At 38.9% G+C, this 17,884-nt stretch carries 17 protein-coding genes, 11 tRNA genes and 2 rRNA genes (1 of these 30 cut by a window edge); 28 read left to right on the top strand and 2 right to left on the bottom strand.

The genetic code is table 11. The features are described 5' to 3' along the window. Positions 1 to 21: 21 nt before the first annotated feature. A complete protein-coding gene (locus tag MHI39_RS24695) occupies positions 22 to 612 on the bottom strand; it encodes a rhomboid family intramembrane serine protease (protein WP_058005313.1) in 591 nt (196 codons plus the stop codon). A gap of 77 nt (positions 613 to 689) precedes the next feature. Between MHI39_RS24695 and acpS the strand changes: the two genes are divergently transcribed. The 14 genes from acpS to MHI39_RS24625 all read left to right on the top strand — a co-directional run bounded on the left by acpS (position 690) and on the right by MHI39_RS24625 (position 12,256). Continuing rightward, positions 690 to 1,043: a holo-ACP synthase gene (acpS, locus tag MHI39_RS24690; protein WP_058005314.1), complete on the top strand. Its 354-nt coding sequence runs from the start codon at positions 690 to 692 to the stop codon at positions 1,041 to 1,043. 204 nt (positions 1,044 to 1,247) lie between these two features. After that, positions 1,248 to 2,264, top strand: a complete 1,017-nt coding sequence (locus MHI39_RS24685) for an outer membrane lipoprotein carrier protein LolA (protein ID WP_058005315.1) — start codon at positions 1,248 to 1,250, stop codon at positions 2,262 to 2,264. Positions 2,265 to 2,629: 365 nt separating this feature from the next. Beyond that, positions 2,630 to 3,805, top strand: a complete 1,176-nt coding sequence (alr, locus tag MHI39_RS24680) for an alanine racemase (RefSeq protein WP_079991325.1) — start codon at positions 2,630 to 2,632, stop codon at positions 3,803 to 3,805. A gap of 169 nt (positions 3,806 to 3,974) precedes the next feature. Beyond that, positions 3,975 to 4,256, top strand: a complete 282-nt coding sequence (locus tag MHI39_RS24675) for a hypothetical protein (protein WP_058005316.1) — start codon at positions 3,975 to 3,977, stop codon at positions 4,254 to 4,256. Positions 4,257 to 4,260: 4 nt separating this feature from the next. Beyond that, the gene (gene ndoA / locus MHI39_RS24670; protein WP_055741345.1) at positions 4,261 to 4,611 is read left to right on the top strand and encodes a type II toxin-antitoxin system endoribonuclease NdoA; all 351 of its coding nucleotides are present in this window, start codon (positions 4,261 to 4,263) and stop codon (positions 4,609 to 4,611) included. Between the two features lie 530 nt (positions 4,612 to 5,141). Further along, positions 5,142 to 5,972 carry an RsbT co-antagonist protein RsbRA gene (locus tag MHI39_RS24665; RefSeq protein WP_058005317.1) on the top strand — a complete coding sequence of 277 codons (831 nt, stop codon included), beginning with the start codon at positions 5,142 to 5,144 and terminating at the stop codon, positions 5,970 to 5,972. Next, entirely contained in the window at positions 5,963 to 6,325 is a 363-nt protein-coding gene (locus MHI39_RS24660; RefSeq protein ID WP_139254832.1) for an STAS domain-containing protein, read from the top strand. Before MHI39_RS24665 ends, MHI39_RS24660 begins: the two co-directional genes overlap by 10 nt. 4 nt (positions 6,326 to 6,329) lie before the next feature. Next, entirely contained in the window at positions 6,330 to 6,731 is a 402-nt protein-coding gene (locus MHI39_RS24655; protein WP_058005319.1) for an anti-sigma regulatory factor, read from the top strand. 11 nt (positions 6,732 to 6,742) lie between these two features. Then, positions 6,743 to 7,750, top strand: coding sequence for a PP2C family protein-serine/threonine phosphatase (locus MHI39_RS24650; protein WP_058005320.1), 1,008 nt, complete (start codon positions 6,743 to 6,745; stop codon positions 7,748 to 7,750). Positions 7,751 to 7,825: 75 nt separating this feature from the next. Beyond that, positions 7,826 to 8,155, top strand: coding sequence for an anti-sigma factor antagonist (locus tag MHI39_RS24645; protein WP_058005321.1), 330 nt, complete (start codon positions 7,826 to 7,828; stop codon positions 8,153 to 8,155). Continuing rightward, entirely contained in the window at positions 8,155 to 8,628 is a 474-nt protein-coding gene (rsbW, locus tag MHI39_RS24640; protein ID WP_058005322.1) for an anti-sigma B factor RsbW, read from the top strand. The genes MHI39_RS24645 and rsbW overlap by 1 nt, the downstream gene beginning before the upstream one ends. Continuing rightward, positions 8,606 to 9,403 (top strand): RNA polymerase sigma factor SigB, encoded by a 798-nt coding sequence (sigB, locus tag MHI39_RS24635; protein ID WP_071975415.1) that lies wholly within the window; start codon positions 8,606 to 8,608, stop codon positions 9,401 to 9,403. The genes rsbW and sigB overlap by 23 nt, the downstream gene beginning before the upstream one ends. Next, a complete protein-coding gene (locus MHI39_RS24630) occupies positions 9,400 to 9,996 on the top strand; it encodes a PP2C family serine/threonine-protein phosphatase (RefSeq protein ID WP_058005324.1) in 597 nt (198 codons plus the stop codon). The genes sigB and MHI39_RS24630 overlap by 4 nt, the downstream gene beginning before the upstream one ends. A gap of 88 nt (positions 9,997 to 10,084) precedes the next feature. After that, a complete protein-coding gene (locus MHI39_RS24625) occupies positions 10,085 to 12,256 on the top strand; it encodes a Tex family protein (protein ID WP_058005325.1) in 2,172 nt (723 codons plus the stop codon). 192 nt (positions 12,257 to 12,448) lie between these two features. Here the strand turns inward: MHI39_RS24625 and cmpA are convergent, their stop codons facing one another. Further along, on the bottom strand, positions 12,449 to 12,562 hold the full coding sequence (gene cmpA, locus MHI39_RS24620) for a cortex morphogenetic protein CmpA (protein WP_139254833.1): 114 nt from the start codon (positions 12,560 to 12,562) through the stop codon (positions 12,449 to 12,451). A 91-nt stretch (positions 12,563 to 12,653) separates the two neighbouring features. Here cmpA and MHI39_RS24615 point away from each other — a divergent pair, with 91 nt between their 5' ends. The 14 genes from MHI39_RS24615 to MHI39_RS24550 form a co-directional block, all read left to right on the top strand. Further along, positions 12,654 to 13,121 carry a SprT family protein gene (locus MHI39_RS24615; protein ID WP_071975416.1) on the top strand — a complete coding sequence of 156 codons (468 nt, stop codon included), beginning with the start codon at positions 12,654 to 12,656 and terminating at the stop codon, positions 13,119 to 13,121. A 76-nt stretch (positions 13,122 to 13,197) separates the two neighbouring features. Further along, a tRNA-Asn gene (locus MHI39_RS24610) sits at positions 13,198 to 13,272 on the top strand. Positions 13,273 to 13,275: 3 nt separating this feature from the next. Beyond that, positions 13,276 to 13,366 (top strand) — tRNA-Ser (locus MHI39_RS24605). 17 nt (positions 13,367 to 13,383) lie between these two features. Beyond that, positions 13,384 to 13,455, top strand: a tRNA-Glu gene (locus tag MHI39_RS24600). 19 nt (positions 13,456 to 13,474) lie between these two features. Beyond that, a tRNA-Asp gene (locus tag MHI39_RS24595) sits at positions 13,475 to 13,551 on the top strand. Between the two features lie 35 nt (positions 13,552 to 13,586). After that, positions 13,587 to 13,661 (top strand) — tRNA-Gln (locus MHI39_RS24590). 207 nt (positions 13,662 to 13,868) lie between these two features. Beyond that, positions 13,869 to 13,941, top strand: a tRNA-Lys gene (locus MHI39_RS24585). 40 nt (positions 13,942 to 13,981) lie between these two features. Next, positions 13,982 to 14,066 (top strand) — tRNA-Leu (locus tag MHI39_RS24580). 59 nt (positions 14,067 to 14,125) lie between these two features. Then, positions 14,126 to 14,211: transfer RNA gene (locus MHI39_RS24575), tRNA-Leu, on the top strand. A gap of 60 nt (positions 14,212 to 14,271) precedes the next feature. Further along, a tRNA-Arg gene (locus MHI39_RS24570) sits at positions 14,272 to 14,348 on the top strand. Positions 14,349 to 14,361: 13 nt separating this feature from the next. After that, positions 14,362 to 14,438, top strand: a tRNA-Pro gene (locus MHI39_RS24565). Between the two features lie 19 nt (positions 14,439 to 14,457). Beyond that, positions 14,458 to 14,531, top strand: a tRNA-Gly gene (locus MHI39_RS24560). Between the two features lie 136 nt (positions 14,532 to 14,667). Then, positions 14,668 to 16,220, top strand: a 16S ribosomal RNA gene (locus MHI39_RS24555). Between the two features lie 423 nt (positions 16,221 to 16,643). Then, positions 16,644 to 17,884 (top strand): 23S ribosomal RNA (locus MHI39_RS24550) (it continues 1,727 nt past the right edge of the window). Together the 16S and 23S rRNA genes with 11 tRNA genes alongside form the textbook arrangement of a ribosomal RNA operon.

Below are 17,884 nucleotides of genomic sequence, written 5' to 3'. Positions count from 1 at the left end.
GAAAAAGAGTTTAGCTCTTTTTCATTTCTTTTTTAGTAAAAAATAAACAAGACTAAAGAGGAATCCAGACGATAGACCGAAAATATGGGCGATGATATTGACATTTGATTCCAAAAAAGTCATGATAAACGCAATTGCAATGAGAGGAATAATGATCTGAGTTGATTTAGCTACTTCTATTTTCTTTAAAACAATCAATGCTAAATAGATTCCAAAAAGCCCAAATATCGCTCCACTTGCCCCAACATGTCCATAAGTAAGTGGTAAAAATAAATATGTTGCGATATTGGCCATTAGGCCACAACCAAGATAAAAAAGGCTGAACAATTTTTTTTCGAGAGTTGTTTCTAAGAAAGGGCCAAAAATAAGGAGGGAAAATGAATTAAAAAAAAGATGTGTAAAGTCTCTATGAACAAAGATAGGGGTAATTAAACGCCAATATTCACCGTTTGCAATATAGATGTTTACCCCAGATAAATACTGTAATATGAATTTATGCGGAATCATGGGGATAAAGTTTATAATAAACAATAATATTTGTAAAAGGATAATGGTACTTATTACTGGATAATTTCTTACATATTGAGAAAAGCTTTCGTGACGAGTAAACATAATTTTGAACTCCTTTCGCCATGAGATCTTGTACTAATTCATATGCGAAGCGGTTCTATGATAGAAGGTGTTAAAAAATGATTCAAGGTATTGGACTAGATATTGTTGAAATCGAACGGATTCATCAAATACGGACACGACAATCTCGATTTCCAGAAAAGGTATTAACTAAATCTGAATTAGAGGATTATCAGGGGCTGAAAGAGACTCGAAAATCTGAATTTTTAGCTGGTCGTTTTGCGGCGAAAGAGGCTTTTTCTAAAGCACTCGGTACAGGGATTGGCAAAGAATTAAGCTTTCATGAAATGGAGATTATGGTTGATGAGAGAGGAAAGCCTTATTTTAAAAAACCTAAAGAAACGGGTGTACATCTCTCTATTACACATAGTCGAGACTATGCAGCTGCACAAGTTATTATTGAATCTACCTGAAAATTAATTTACCTTTTGCATATTCCGAAAGGTTGTCTCATATATTCATAGTGCGATAGGAGAGACAAGGCTTATTTAAACATTGCTATAAGTTCGAAGCAAATCTCAAGGAAGGGATTAAAGTATCGAGGAACTTTTGGTATATGATTGAAACATGCCTTTCTCTTCACCAACGATTAATCACACTATGAAGGGGTTGAAGGGATGAAAAGAAAGGTTTGGATGCTTGTTGTGGCTCTTGCAGCAATCTTAGTACTGTCAGCTTGTGGATCCAAGTCGCAAGAAGATGTTGTGAAGAAATTGGATGAACAGATGGGAGAATTAAAGGGATATAAAGCTAATGCCAAAATGACTCTGCAAATGGGAAATGAACCACAAACATATGATATTGAAATTTGGTACAGTAAACCGAATTATTATCGAGTTCACTTGAAAAATGATAAGAAAGAGCAGAGTCAAATGATTCTAAGAAATAAAGAAGGCGTATATGTTCTAACACCTGCACTTAACAAAAGTTATAAATTTCAGAGTGATTGGCCAAAGAATAGTAGCCAAGCTTATCTATATGAATCACTTGTAAAGGATATTTTAAGTGATAAGGATGCAACTTTTAAGGCAACAGACGATCAATATGTTTTTGAAACGAAAACACGTTATCAGAACAATAAAATGTTGCCTTATCAAGAGATTACATTTAATAAAAAGAATCTATCTCCAAAAAGTGTAAAGGTGATGGATACTGATCGAAAAACATTAGTGGCTGTACAGTTTACTAAAGTTGAATTTAATGCGAAATTTGATAAAAATGCTTTTAATACGAATAAAAATCTAACAGGGGCTAAACTTGATATCCCGGTAAATGCTAAACCTGATGAAGATGAATTTATTGTAAAGTATCCAACTGTAAAAATTGGTGATACAGCTTTACTAGATGAAAAGGAAATAAATACCGAGGATGGAAAACGTGTCGTTTTAACTTATACAGGTGAAAAATCATTTACGATGACTCAAGAAAAGGCGGAAGTACTACAAACGGCTATTATGGCGCCTACACCAATGAGTGGGGAGATGGTCGATTTAGGATTTGCGGTAGGAACATTAACTGATCAGTCTATTGCATGGACACAGGATGGCGTTGATTACATGATTGCTTCTAATGATTTAACAGATAATGAGTTAATTGAAGTCGCTCAATCTGTACAAGAGGAGCCGGTTAAGTAATAGTGCAACTCCTTATTGAAAGTGAATGACTGTTGATACTAAAAAAGGCTGTTTTCGGATCGTTAGTTGTTTTTGTAAAAGCCCAACTGCCGGCTTTTACACTTAATAAAGGATTTAGCGATTCTTATGGAGTTTGCAGCACATTTCTCAGTGAAATGAAAGATGTAGTGGTCTTCAGCCGATAGTTATTCGTTCAAACTTTACTTAAATTGCGACAATGTTTGAGAAAAGAGCCTTTAAAAAAATATATAAACCATTAAGTTTCCTAGCAGGTTCTATTAGAACCTGTTTTCTTTTTGGCAAATAATATGATTAAATTAATGTGGAGATATAAAGAAACTTAAGGAATTTGGGAAGTGGTTATGATGAGGAATGAAATTTCGTTTTATCGAGATACTTGGGTGGAAATCAATTTAGATCATTTAACTACAAACATCACATTAATGAAGAACCATTTACCGAATGGAATAAAATTACTCGCAGTAGTGAAGGCGAATGCTTATGGACATGGGGATATACAAATTGCCAAAGCGGCATTAGAAGCGGGAGCATATGGGCTAGCTGTTGCTATTTTAGATGAAGCCATCTCGTTACGAAATCAAGGAATTGAAGCACCTATCCTTGTGTTAGGCGCAAGTCGAGCTAGTGATGCACCATTGGCTGCTAAGCTTGGGATTGCTTTGACTGTTTTCCAAAAGGAGTGGTTGGAAGACGCTGCGAGCCGACTAGCGAAAGAAGAAAATAAGCTAATTGTCCATGTAAAATGTGACACAGGAATGGGAAGAATCGGAGTAAGAGAAATAGACGAGCTTAAGGAAGTTGAACAATTTCTAACTGCTCATTCAGAAATCTTTTTATTTGAGGGATTATTTACCCATTTTGCTACAGCAGATGAAGTAAATACAAGCTATTTCGAGAAGCAAATGGAAGCTTTTAAAAAAATGGTTACAGCATTAAATGTGAAACCATCCCTTATTCATTGTGCCAACAGTGCCACATCGCTGCGATTTAATCAATCTGAGTTTAATGCAGTGAGATATGGAATTGCAATGTATGGCCTGTCGCCATCAGAGGAAATAAAGTCACTACTGCCATTTGAGCTACATCAGGTATTCTCCTTGCATACAAAAATTACAAATGTAAAAAAAGTTCTAAAGGGCGATTCAATAAGTTATGGAGCGGTTTATAAGGCAGAAAAAGAAGAGTGGATTGCAACTTTACCAATAGGGTATGCGGATGGCTGGATTCGTAAATTACAGGGTCAGGAAGTTTTAGTTGACGGAATTAGGGTACCTATTGTCGGACGTATTTGTATGGATCAATGTATGATCAGACTGCCGCATTATATCCCTGTTGGAACTCAGGTTACATTAATCGGTAGTCAAGGTGAAGAGAATATCACGATGGACGAGATTGCAAGGAAACTTGATACGATTAATTATGAAATTCCATGCTTGACATCTATTAGAATACCGAGAATTTATAAACGTTCTAATCAAATTGTAGAGGTGGATAACCGTTTATTAAAGGGATTATTTTAATGATAAATATTAAATTTATCTTTTGATTCTATATAGAATGCATAATTTCTAGTTTTTTTTGGCGATAATAGTTAGGAATGTTCAATTAGTCTTTGCATATAGTGAATTTGGTGGTATTATTAAATTGGTATTTAGAATCGGTGTGTAGTGATTGGTGGAGGTGTAGTTTGTGTCTGAATCCAGCGCAACAACAGAAATATTAATTCGGTTACCAGTACATTTATTATCAGAACTTGATGGATTTGCTGAGCAAGAGAATGTGAATCGAAATGAATTTATTTATCGAGCTACAAAGATGTATCTTCGTGAGCGTAAAAAAAGACAGATTCGCGAATCTATGAGACGCGGCTACATGGAAATGGCTAAAATTAATTTAGCAATAGCATCTGAGGCGATTCAAGCAGAGTACGAAGCAGAACATACAGTAGAACGCTTAGTAAGCGGGGGTTAGTCCTTTGATTGTTAAGCGTGGTGACGTGTATTTTGCTGACCTTTCCCCAGTTGTCGGATCTGAACAAGGTGGAGTCCGCCCTGTTTTGGTCATTCAAAACGACATTGGGAATCGGTTTAGTCCCACTGTAATTGTTGCTGCTATTACAGCGCAAATCCAAAAAGCAAAACTTCCTACACATGTTGAAATTGATGCAAAGCGTTATGGCTTTGAACGCGATTCTGTTATTTTGCTTGAACAAATTCGCACCATTGATAAACAACGCTTAACAGACAAAATCACACATTTAGACGAAGAAATGATGGAAAAAGTGGACGATGCACTGCAAATTAGTTTAGGACTTATTGAATTTTAATCTAGAAACGCTCATAAAAATTGAGGGTTTCTTTATTTTTTGATCCTTCTTCATAATGAGGAAGGTTTTTTTATTAGGCTCTTTTCTCAAAAGCCGAAGACCACTAATCTCCTTCATTTCACTGAGAAAAGAAATGAAACTCTTCTTAATAAGCTTGATACCTTTATTTAGTGTAAAAGCCGGCAAAAGGACTTTTACAAAAACAACCTTTATGTATTTTTTTATATATGTAAAGGATGAGATAAATGATCGAACTATTTTATAGGTAATATTACCTATTTTTGTATAAGTGGGAAGATATAAATTTTTTCGTTATTTATTTTTTGCTAACATGAATATAGATCACTAGATAGAATTTATATTTAGGTGCTTTTGTAGCAACTTGTTGCAAAAAGTAAATTTCCTATCAGGATTTTTGCTGTTGTTTTCTTCCTCATTACGATAAGGGCCTCAATTATTTAGTATCTAAGCAAATATGTATGAGGCAACAAACCAAGAGTAAAGAAGATTTAGAGATAGGAGAGATTATTATGTACAATTTTTTATTAGAATATATTCCAAACCATAAAGATGAAATTTTAACTGAATGGATGGAAAGAATGAAGCAAAACGGTGATGAAAGGTTTATCAATGTGGTTTCTGACCAGGTATATGTGAATACTAGCAGTGAATTTGTAGATGTAATTTTGTCCCGATTAGATACGAGCGAAAACTATAACGAGAAGTTATCCGAATTCGCTGAAAAAATCGTTCGACTAGGTTGGCCGTTAACTTTCGTCACTTCAGGATTGTCTACAATGGGGAAAATTATTTTTGATAAAATTAATGAAACAACGGATCTTCCAAAGGAAAAACATTCTGAATACTTCTTGGTTTATGATAAATGGATGACACCTATGTACAATGAAATTATAAGCGCATACACAGCAACATGGGAAAGAACAGTATCTCTACAAAAAATCGCTCTTCAGGAACTTTCTGCACCACTCATTCCAGTTTTTGAGAAAATATCAGTTATGCCGTTAGTGGGCACCATTGATACGGAAAGGGCAAAGCTAATTATGGAGAATCTCTTAAATGGGGTTGTAAAGCATCGAGCTGAGGTTGTATTAATTGACATTACAGGAGTTCCTGTTGTTGACACAATGGTCGCACATCATATTATTCAAGCAGCAGATGCAGTCCGTTTAGTTGGGGCGAAGTGTATGTTAGTAGGCATTCGTCCTGAGATTGCTCAAACTATAGTTAATCTAGGTATTAATTTAAATCAAGTCATAACAACAAGTACGTTAAGAAAAGGAATCGAACAAGCTTTGGAAATCACTAACAGGAAAATAGTGAAACTGGAGGGATCCTTGTGAGAATACCCATTTTAAAATTACATGATTGTTTGGTTGTCTCCATTCAATGGGAATTAGATGATCAGACAGCACTTCAATTTCAAGAGGACCTTTTACATAAAATACATGCAACAAGTGCTAGAGGTGTGGTAATAGATATTACCTCTATTGATTTTATTGATTCGTTTATTGCAAAGGTATTGGGTGATGTCATTAATATGTCTAAATTAATGGGTGCACAGGTGGTAGTCACTGGCATAAAACCTGCTGTAGCCATAACATTAATTGAACTCGGTATTCGTTTAGAAGATGTCCTAACCGCAATTGACCTCGAAAATGGTTTGGAGAAATTACAACAGGAACTGGGGGAATAGCGTTATGGAGTTCCGATCCTGCGTAAAGATTTTAAACGAGTGGGACATCGTCGCCGTTCGTCAATTAGGGAGAAATGTTGCAAAGGAATTAAACTTTGGAATTGTAGATCAGGCAAGAATTACAACTGCAATCAGTGAGTTGGCGAGAAATATCTTTCTTTATGCTGGTCAAGGACAAATATGCATAGAGAAGATATTTAAAGATGGAAAATCCGGTGTAAAGATTATTGCAGAAGACAATGGACCTGGAATTCAGGACGTAAGAAAGGTAATGGAAGATGGCTTTTCAACCTCTGGAGGACTAGGTGCTGGATTGCCTGGCGTTAAACGACTAATGGATGATTTCGATATTGATTCAAAACCGAATGAAGGAACAACCATTATTGTAACGAAATGGCTCCGATAGGAGGAGTAACTATGGACAGTAGATCGTTATTGGAGCAAAAATATAGAGAGATTATTAACAATTATTTAAGTGACCAAAATGAACAGCTACTTTACCAAGGGCAAAAATTAAGTAGGAAATTGATAGAATATAGTACAACTCCAGAGGAAATTATTAATTTACATCGCTCGATTTTAATTGAATTAGAACCGAATTTGTCACAATCAGTGCTTTCATCCTTTGATATACTTCTTGAAGTCATGATGGGATATGGATTAGCCTATCGTGAACATCAAAGTTTAAGAAACCAACAGCAACAGCTTAAAACAGAAATTGAGATAGCAAGGAATATGCAAAAAACATTATTAGGAACAAAAATTCCAAAAATGAAAAGTCTTGATATTGGAGCAATTAGTGTACCTGCTAAGCATATGAGCGGAGATTATTATCATTTTGTAGAAGATGAAAATGGATGTATGGGCGTTGCTATTGCGGATATTATTGGAAAAGGAATTCCTGCAGCTCTATGTATGTCTATGATTAAATATGCGATGGATAGTTTACAAGAAAATGTCCAACCTCATGCAATTTTAGAGAGTCTAAATCGCGTAGTTGAACAAAATGTTGATCCGAATATGTTTATATCAATGTTTTACGGAATGTATAACCCAATCGATCATCAATTTCTATTTTCTTCTGCTGGGCATGAACCAGGATTTTTTTATGATTCCAAGCATCAACAATTTACTGATTTGAGTGCCGAAGGATTATTATTAGGAATTGAGAAAAAAACAAAGTACAAACAATATGATATATCTCTACAAAAGAATGATTTGGTCATTTTGCTTTCTGATGGAGTAACTGAGTGTCGAACCAAAGAGGGGTTTATTGAACGAAAAATACTTACTGAAATAATTAAAAAATATATTGATTTGACTGCACAAGAAATGGTAAATCATGTGTATAAGGAATTAGAAAGAATTCAGGCTTTTCAGTTACGTGACGATTTTACTTTGATCATTTTAAAAAGAGTGGATTAAAAAAGTTTATAAATATGTTATTAAGGGTAAAGAAAGTATATCAAAGAGAAAAAGATTTAAAATGAGGTGAACGTGATGAATATTTCCATCGATATACAAGAAATAGATAACCACGTTTTTGCGAAAATTAATGGTGAAATCGATGCGTATACTGCGCCAAAGCTTAGAGAAGCACTTATACCGTTTAACGATAAACATGGAATCGAAATGTCGATAGATTTATCGGGAGTTTCCTATATGGATAGTACAGGCCTGGGTGTCTTTGTTGGCTTGTTTAAAGGTCTCCGAACGAATGAAGGCAAACTAAGTTTAAATGGATTAACAAGCAGGATCGAACGATTATTTGATATTACTGGTTTATCAAAGATTATGGATATTAATACCGAGGTAGAAGGTGGCGTTTAATGGTGGAGGCATTCGATTGCATCGAAATGAAAATTCCTGCAAAACCTGAATATATAGGTGTTATTCGATTAACAATTTCAGGTATTGCTAGTCGTATGGGTTTTGCTTATGAGATGATCGAAGACTTAAAGATTGCAACTAGTGAAGCAATTACAAACGCAGTTCAACATGCATATAAAGGGAATCCAAGTAAAGAAATTATTATAGGTTTTAGTGTGTATGAAGACAAATTAGAAATTAAAGTTGCTGATCAAGGAAAAAGCTTCGATGTAGGAAAGACAAAGGAAAAGACCGGACCATATTTAGAAAGTGAAACCGTGGAGTTTATGCGTGAAGGAGGTCTTGGTCTTTATCTAATTGAAAGTCTTATGGATGAAGTGAAAATTCACTATAAGGAAGGGGTAACGGTCATAATGACCAAATACCTCGAGGGAGAGCAGGTGGAGACTGATGCCCAAATTGTCTCAACCTAGTCAGTTTGGAAAAGAACATATAAATCATTTAATTAAATTATTTCAAGAGAATGAAGATCAAAACGCACAGAATGATCTTGTATTACACTATGAAAAATTAGTGGACTCCATTGCACGAAAATATTCCAAAGGAAGGTCTTATCACGAGGATATTTTTCAGGTTGGAATATTAGGTTTACTAGGTGCAATTCGACGTTATGATGAATCCTATGGAAAAAGCTTTGAATCATTTGCCATCCCGACGATTATTGGCGAAATTAAACGATTCCTTCGTGACAAAACATGGAGTGTTCATGTTCCACGACGTATTAAAGAAATTGGACCGAAAATTAAGGTAACCATTGAGGAATTAACAACCGAATTACAGCGATCTCCGAAAATTGCAGAGATTGCTGCTAAATTAAATGTATCCGAAGAAGAAATTTTAGAAGCGATGGAGATGGGGAAAAGCTACCAAGCATTATCTGTTGACCACTCTATCGAAGCGGATTCAGATGGAAGTACTGTCACATTATTAGACATTGTAGGAAATGAGGACGCTGGATACGAGAAAGTAGATCAACGCCTTGTTCTTGATAAGGTATTACATGTTTTAAATGAAAGAGAGAGGCAAATTATTCAATACACTTACCTTGATAATCTTAGTCAAAAGGAAACAGGAGAAAAATTAGGAATTTCTCAAATGCATGTTTCGCGTTTGCAGAGAAAGGCGATAAAAAAATTAAAAATGGCCATAAGTGGTGACTCTTTGATAAAGGAGAGTCCATCGTTATGAAACATTTTCAACAGGATTTGGTTGAGGTATATGCGTATCAGCTAGCAAAGGAAGGAAAATCCTATTGTGGTGATAGCTATTACTATACAGCCACAGATGAGTACTTTTTATGTGTACTAGCTGATGGATTAGGGAGTGGGCAATATGCATTCGAAGCCTCATTTGCAGTTGCAGAAGCAGTAAAAAATAATGCAGATAAAGATGTTGATTCGTTAATGAAGCATTGCAATGAGGTTCTTGTTCAAAAAAGAGGAGCGGCGGTAGCGGTTTTAAAAGTTAATTTAAAGGAAAAGGAGTTCGCATATAGTTGTGTTGGAAATATACGCTTCTATTTGTATACACCTTCCGGAAAACTTACTTATCCTATTCCTGTAACAGGGTATTTATCGGGTCGTCCTCAAACTTTTCGAACTCAATGTTTTCCGTATGAGCCTGGATCAAAATTTTTACTTCATTCAGATGGATTAAGAACTTCCAATTCTAAAGCGTTATTAAGAAGCTGTTGTTCAATTGAAATGATTGCAAATGAACTCAAGAATGAAGAATATTTGAATGCGGATGATTCTACATTTATTATTGGGAGCTTGCACTAATGGCAAGCTTTTTCCTTTTGGTATAGTAGTGTTAAAATAAGATTATTGGAAACGATGTTATAAATTATGAGAAGTAGGTGTGTGCGGATTGGAACAAACGATTGAAAGAAAAGAAGAATTGCAGCAACGTTTATCGAAAGAGCTTAATTTTTCTAATAAACAAATAAAAAATGTAATCGCCCTTCTAGAAGAAGGTAATACGGTTCCGTTTATTGCCCGGTACCGAAAAGAAATGACAGGTGCTCTGGATGAAGTTCAAATTAGATCCATTATGGATAGATGGAGTTATATTCAAAATTTAGAGCAGAGAAAAGAAGAAGTGATTCGCCTAATCGATGAGCAAGGAAAGCTCACTGAGGAACTTCAACAAAGCATTATTCAAGCAGACAAATTACAAACGCTTGAAGATTTATATAGACCATACAAACAAAAGAGACGAACGAAGGCAACAATAGCAAAAGAAAAAGGATTGGAACCGTTAGCTGAGTGGATCATGACATTTCCATTGAATGAGGACGTTAATAAGAAAGCAGGACTTTTCCTTTCAGAAGAAAAAGATATTCATACAGTAGAAGATGCTCTTGCAGGGGCGAAGGATATTATAGCGGAATGGATTTCAGATGATGCTGCAAATCGTGACTGGATACGAAAAGAAACGTTTAAAACAGGAATGATAGCTTCATCGGTAAAAAAAGAGGAAATTGATTCTAAAAAAGTCTTTGAAATGTATTATGAATATGAAGAACCAATTCGTAAAATTGTACCGCATCGCATTTTAGCCTTAAATCGTGGTGAGAAGGAAGAAGTTCTTCGAGTGTCTATTCATCCGGAAACGGAGAAAATTGTTAATCACCTTTATCAAAAGGTGATAAAAAAAGCACAGTCAAGTGTGACTTCACTAGTAAAAGAAGCGATTGAAGACAGTTATAAACGTTTAATCCAACCTTCTATTGAAAGAGAAATAAGAAATGATTTAACAGAAAAAGCGGAAAATCAAGCCATTCATATTTTCTCTGAAAACTTAAGAAACCTTTTGCTTCAGCCACCGTTAAAAGGAAAGATTGTGCTGGGGGTCGATCCTGCTTATCGAACAGGGTGTAAATTAGCTGTTGTTAATGAAACAGGTAAAGTATTATCGATAGGTGTGATCTATCCTCACCCACCAAAAGCAAAACCAGAGGAAGCAAGGCAGAAGCTTATTGAGGTTATTAGAGATTCCAATGTAGAAGTGATTGCGATTGGTAATGGGACCGCTTCACAGGAAACGGAACAATTTGTAGCAGAAATTTTAAGGGAAATAGATAAGGAAATATCTTATATTATTGTCAATGAAGCTGGTGCAAGTGTTTATTCAGCTTCGGATCTTGCCCGAGAAGAATTCCCTGATTTTCAAGTTGAAGAAAGAAGTGCAGTCTCTATAGCGAGAAGATTACAGGATCCACTAGCCGAATTAGTAAAAATAGACCCGAAATCTGTCGGTGTAGGCCAGTATCAGCACGATGTTTCTCAAAAAAATCTAAATGAATCTCTTACTTTTGTTGTAGAAACAGCGGTTAACCAAGTAGGTGTTAATGTAAACACGGCTTCCTCCTCCCTATTACAATATGTATCAGGATTGAGTAAATCAGTTGCCAATAATATAGTTAAATTCAGAAATGAAGCGGGGAAAATTAATAATAGAAATCAACTAAAGTCGATTCCACGTCTAGGTGCGAAAACCTACGAACAATGCATTGGTTTCTTGCGAATTATTGATGGTGATGATCCATTAGATAAAACACCTATCCATCCTGAAAACTACGATGCTGTGAAAAAGCTATTAAACAAAATCGATTGTACAGTGGCAGATATAGGTGGGGAGAAGTTAAAGACTGCTCTTGAATCGATTTCATTAAGTAGCCTATCCGATGAACTAGGTATTGGTGAACTGACATTGAAAGATATTATCGATGCCTTAAACCGTCCAGGACGTGATCCGCGTGATGAGTTGCCTCAACCGTTACTTAAGAAGGATATATTGAAATTAGAAGATTTAAAAGTAGGTACTGAAATGCAAGGTACTGTTCGAAATGTAGTTGATTTTGGGGCATTTGTCGATGTAGGTGTAAAAGAAGACGGCCTTGTTCATATATCAAAGCTAAGTAATAAATTTGTTAAGCATCCATTAGATGTAGTTGCTCTAGGAGATATAGTAACTGTATGGGTAGAGAATGTGGATGTACAAAAAGGAAGATTATCATTAACGATGCTACCAAAATAAAAGGCGTGTTATCACACGCCTTTCTTTATTGGCGTAGTAATAAAGATTCGAATCATTTATTTAGTTGAACTTCAGGTAAATTCCTACTCCTTGAATTTATCAATGTAGGAATCTGAAAATGTAAGGGTGTAAAGTACCTTTTTGTCATTTCATTAATAATAAGTGAGGATTGTCTAGAAAGTTGTTTCAGCTTTAATTTTGAAGTTTATTTTGATAGAAGAACCAACATTGGTTAAGTAGTTTGATTTGGTAATGATCTTTTTCTGAAAAGGCTTTTCGAATTTGGTTTTGAAACCATGTCGGCATAACATCAAGTCCTTCCTTAATAAAAAGTAGGTTAATACCTAGTATATGCTATAATAGGTTGTCTTGTTCGTTCGAAAAAGGGGTGAAAATAATGAACAATGATCAGCTTCAAGATTTGGTTGAAAGATTATCATTGCAATTATTTGGAAAGACATTTAAACATAAGGCATTATTTAATCCAAGGCTTCGAACAACAGGAGGAAGATACTTATTAAGCTCCCATAATATTGAAATCAATAAAAAATATTATGATGAATTTGGAGAAGCGGAGCTAATTGGGATAATCAAGCATGAGCTCTGTCATTACCATCTTCATTTAGAGGGAAGGGGCTACCAACATAGGGATTCAGATTTTAAAAAGCTACTTTCAGCTGTCGATGCTCCAAGATTTTGTACCCCATTATTAACGAAGAGTGTTAAAAAAACAACTCTAGACTATGTATATATTTGTACTGATTGTCATACACTATTCAAACGTAAAAAGCGGATGAATATTAACCGATATGTATGTGGGAAATGCCGTGGAAAGTTAATGTTAATTAGTGAAAAAAGATCATAAAATAAATTTTAAAAAACTAGTTGACATTGTGATTGATTCTAATTATAATTTTAAGAGTCGACAAGATGATTGTCATTCCGCAGTAGCTCAGTGGTAGAGCTATCGGCTGTTAACCGATCGGTCGTAGGTTCGAATCCTACCTGCGGAGCCATATGGGGAAGTACTCAAGTGGCTGAAGAGGCGCCCCTGCTAAGGGTGTAGGTCGCGTAAGCGGCGCGAGGGTTCAAATCCCTCCTTCTCCGCCAGTAAAACTATTGAATGTGGCCCGTTGGTCAAGCGGTTAAGACACCGCCCTTTCACGGCGGTAACACGGGTTCGAATCCCGTACGGGTCATTTTTAAAAAAATATATTTGGTCCGGTAGTTCAGTTGGTTAGAATGCCTGCCTGTCACGCAGGAGGTCGCGGGTTCGAGTCCCGTCCGGACCGCCATTTAAAAACAAAAATGGTTTTTGATAAATACATATTGGGCTATAGCCAAGTGGTAAGGCAACGGACTTTGACTCCGTCACTCGTTGGTTCGAATCCAGCTAGCCCAGCCATTTTTTTATTTTGGTAAGGAAATAAAGAAATATAAAAATAGTATGAGCCATTAGCTCAGTTGGTAGAGCACGATCGAGTAAGCTGCGTAGCAATACAACAGCGTACCAATCGAGTTGCATCTTGAATAAACTTTCTGAGATTGGGACGTCGTAGATGCACAATTTGTTCTAAGGTGCATATCTATAATAGCTTGAATTTAATAGTAAGAGCCATTAGCTCAGTTGGTAGAGCATCTGACTTTTAATCAGAGGGTCGAAGGTTCGAGTCCTTCATGGCTCACCTTTGTTTTTGTGAAGTAAAGTAACTTAACTTTCATAACGCGGGTGTGGCGGAATTGGCAGACGCACCAGACTTAGGATCTGGCGCCGCAAGGCGTGGGGGTTCGACTCCCTTCACCCGCACCAAAAAAATCTTGACTTTTATCTAGCAGTTTGTTATCATATCTTATGTCGCTTTTTTAAATGCGGTCGTGGCGGAATGGCAGACGCGCTAGGTTGAGGGCCTAGTGGTGGCAACACCGTGGAGGTTCAAGTCCTCTCGGCCGCACCAAAGATTATATACAGGCAAAAGAACTGAAGTTTTTGCAAAGCAAAATATCTTTCCGTGATTGCGCCCGTAGCTCAATTGGATAGAGCGTCTGACTACGGATCAGAAGGTTATGGGTTCGACTCCTATCGGGCGCGCCATTATATATCCTAACGGGAAGTAGCTCAGCTTGGTAGAGCACATGGTTTGGGACCATGGGGTCGCAGGTTCGAATCCTGTCTTCCCGACCATTACAAATTTGAATATTATGCGGGTGTAGTTTAGTGGTAAAACTACAGCCTTCCAAGCTGTTGTCGTGGGTTCGATTCCCATCACCCGCTCCAAAAAAAAGTTGTTGACATCAACTTAAAAAGATGTTAAGATATAAAAGTTGTTAAAGAAATAGATTGATCTTTGAAAACTGAACAAAACGAAACGTCAATGAATTACTTTTATTTATAAAGAGCTATATCAAACATCTTTTTGGAGAGTTTGATCCTGGCTCAGGACGAACGCTGGCGGCGTGCCTAATACATGCAAGTCGAGCGAATCTGATGGGAGCTTGCTCCCTGATGATTAGCGGCGGACGGGTGAGTAACACGTGGGTAACCTGCCTGTAAGACTGGGATAACTCCGGGAAACCGGGGCTAATACCGGATAACTTTTTTCTTCGCATGAGGGAGAATTGAAAGATGGCCTCGGCTATCACTTACAGATGGACCCGCGGCGCATTAGCTAGTTGGTGAGGTAACGGCTCACCAAGGCGACGATGCGTAGCCGACTTGAGAGGGTGATCGGCCACACTGGGACTGAGACACGGCCCAGACTCCTACGGGAGGCAGCAGTAGGGAATCTTCCGCAATGGACGAAAGTCTGACGGAGCAACGCCGCGTGAGTGATGAAGGTTTTCGGATCGTAAAACTCTGTTGTTAGGGAAGAACAAGTATCGTTCGAATAGGGCGGTACCTTGACGGTACCTAACCAGAAAGCCACGGCTAACTACGTGCCAGCAGCCGCGGTAATACGTAGGTGGCAAGCGTTGTCCGGAATTATTGGGCGTAAAGCGCGCGCAGGCGGTTTCTTAAGTCTGATGTGAAATCTTGCGGCTCAACCGCAAGCGGCCATTGGAAACTGGGAGACTTGAGTGCAGAAGAGGAGAGTGGAATTCCACGTGTAGCGGTGAAATGCGTAGAGATGTGGAGGAACACCAGTGGCGAAGGCGACTCTCTGGTCTGTAACTGACGCTGAGGCGCGAAAGCGTGGGGAGCGAACAGGATTAGATACCCTGGTAGTCCACGCCGTAAACGATGAGTGCTAAGTGTTAGAGGGTTTCCGCCCTTTAGTGCTGCAGCTAACGCATTAAGCACTCCGCCTGGGGAGTACGGCCGCAAGGCTGAAACTCAAAGGAATTGACGGGGGCCCGCACAAGCGGTGGAGCATGTGGTTTAATTCGAAGCAACGCGAAGAACCTTACCAGGTCTTGACATCCTCTTGACCTCCCTAGAGATAGGGATTTCCCTTCGGGGACAAGAGTGACAGGTGGTGCATGGTTGTCGTCAGCTCGTGTCGTGAGATGTTGGGTTAAGTCCCGCAACGAGCGCAACCCTTGACCTTAGTTGCCAGCATTCAGTTGGGCACTCTAAGGTGACTGCCGGTGACAAACCGGAGGAAGGTGGGGATGACGTCAAATCATCATGCCCCTTATGACCTGGGCTACACACGTGCTACAATGGATGGTACAAAGGGCTGCAAGACCGCGAGGTTTAGCCAATCCCATAAAACCATTCTCAGTTCGGATTGTAGGCTGCAACTCGCCTACATGAAGCCGGAATCGCTAGTAATCGCGGATCAGCATGCCGCGGTGAATACGTTCCCGGGCCTTGTACACACCGCCCGTCACACCACGAGAGTTTGTAACACCCGAAGTCGGTGAGGTAACCTTTTGGAGCCAGCCGCCGAAGGTGGGACAGATGATTGGGGTGAAGTCGTAACAAGGTAGCCGTATCGGAAGGTGCGGCTGGATCACCTCCTTTCTAAGGAATATGGAAAACCACTTACGTGGTTCAGACGTCTTCTGTTTTGTTCAGTTTTGAAAGGTTAATCCTTTCAGTTTAATAGAGGTGAATTAGAAGCGAGAAGGTCGAGGAAGCAAGCGAACGAGCACCGGAACGTATAAACATACGTGAGGATGTGAGTGAGTGCGCTGACGAAGAGATTCGAAGCTTATCATTCGCCGGATTGTTCCTTGAAAACTAGATAATATTAAGAAGTAACCAAGTAATAACCGAGAATCGCCACTTTATGGATGAATCCATTAAGTAGTTTTTAAACTGAAAGGGCAAGGAGAAGCGAGAAGATCGAGGAAACGAACGAAGGAGCACCGCAGCGTATTACACATACGTGAGGATGCGAATGAGTGAGTTGACGAAGAGATTCGAAGCTTATCATTGGCCGTAGGTTAAGTTAGTAAGGGCGCACGGTGAATGCCTTGGCACTAGGAGCCGATGAAGGACGGGACTAACACCGATATGCTTCGGGGAGCTGTAAGCGAGCTTTGATCCGGAGATTTCCGAATGGGGGAACCCACTGCCCGTAATGGGGTAGTATCCTTACTTGAATACATAGAGTAAGGAAGGCAGACCCGGGGAACTGAAACATCTAAGTACCCGGAGGAAGAGAAAGCAATTGCGATTTCCTGAGTAGCGGCGAGCGAAACGGAAGAAGCCCAAACCAAGAGGCTTGCCTCTTGGGGTTGTAGGACACTCTATACGGAGTTACAAAGGAACGGAGTAAATGAAGAGGTCTGGAAAGGCCCGTCAAAGAAGGTAACAACCCTGTAGTTGAAACTTCGTTCCCTCCAGAGTGGATCCTGAGTACGGCGGGACACGTGAAATCCCGTCGGAAGCAGGGAGGACCATCTCCCAAGGCTAAATACTCCCTAGTGACCGATAGTGAACCAGTACCGTGAGGGAAAGGTGAAAAGCACCCCGGAAGGGGAGTGAAAGAGAACCTGAAACCGTGTGCCTACAAGTAGTTAGAGCCCTATGCTTTATGCAGGGTGATAGCGTGCCTTTTGTAGAATGAACCGGCGAGTTACGATTTCATGCAAGGTTAAGCTGAAGAGGCGGAGCCGCAGCGAAAGCGAGTCTGAATAGGGCGATCAAGTATGAGGTCGTAGACCCGAAACCAGGTGATCTACCCATGTCCAGGGTGAAGGTAAGGTAACACTTACTGGAGGCCCGAACCCACGCACGTTGAAAAGTGCGGGGATGAGGTGTGGGTAGCGGAGAAATTCCAATCGAACTTGGAGATAGCTGGTTCTCTCCGAAATAGCTTTAGGGCTAGCCTTAAGGTAAGAGTCTTGGAGGTAGAGCACTGTTTGGACTAGGGGCCCTCATCGGGTTACCGAATTCAGACAAACTCCGAATGCCAATGACTTATCCTTAGGAGTCAGACTGCGAGTGATAAGATCCGTAGTCAAGAGGGAAACAGCCCAGACCACCAGCTAAGGTCCCAAAGTATACGTTAAGTGGAAAAGGATGTGGAGTTGCTTAGACAACCAGGATGTTGGCTTAGAAGCAGCCACCATTTAAAGAGTGCGTAATAGCTCACTGGTCGAGTGACTCTGCGCCGAAAATGTACCGGGGCTAAACGTATCACCGAAGCTGTGGATGGACATCTATGCATCTTTTCCTTC

It is taken from the genome of Heyndrickxia sp. FSL K6-6286 (assembly GCF_038630395.1).
In the GTDB taxonomy this organism is placed as follows: Bacteria; Bacillota; Bacilli; order Bacillales; family Bacillaceae_C; genus Heyndrickxia; species Heyndrickxia oleronia.
This window is presented reverse-complemented; position numbering and strand designations above follow the sequence as displayed.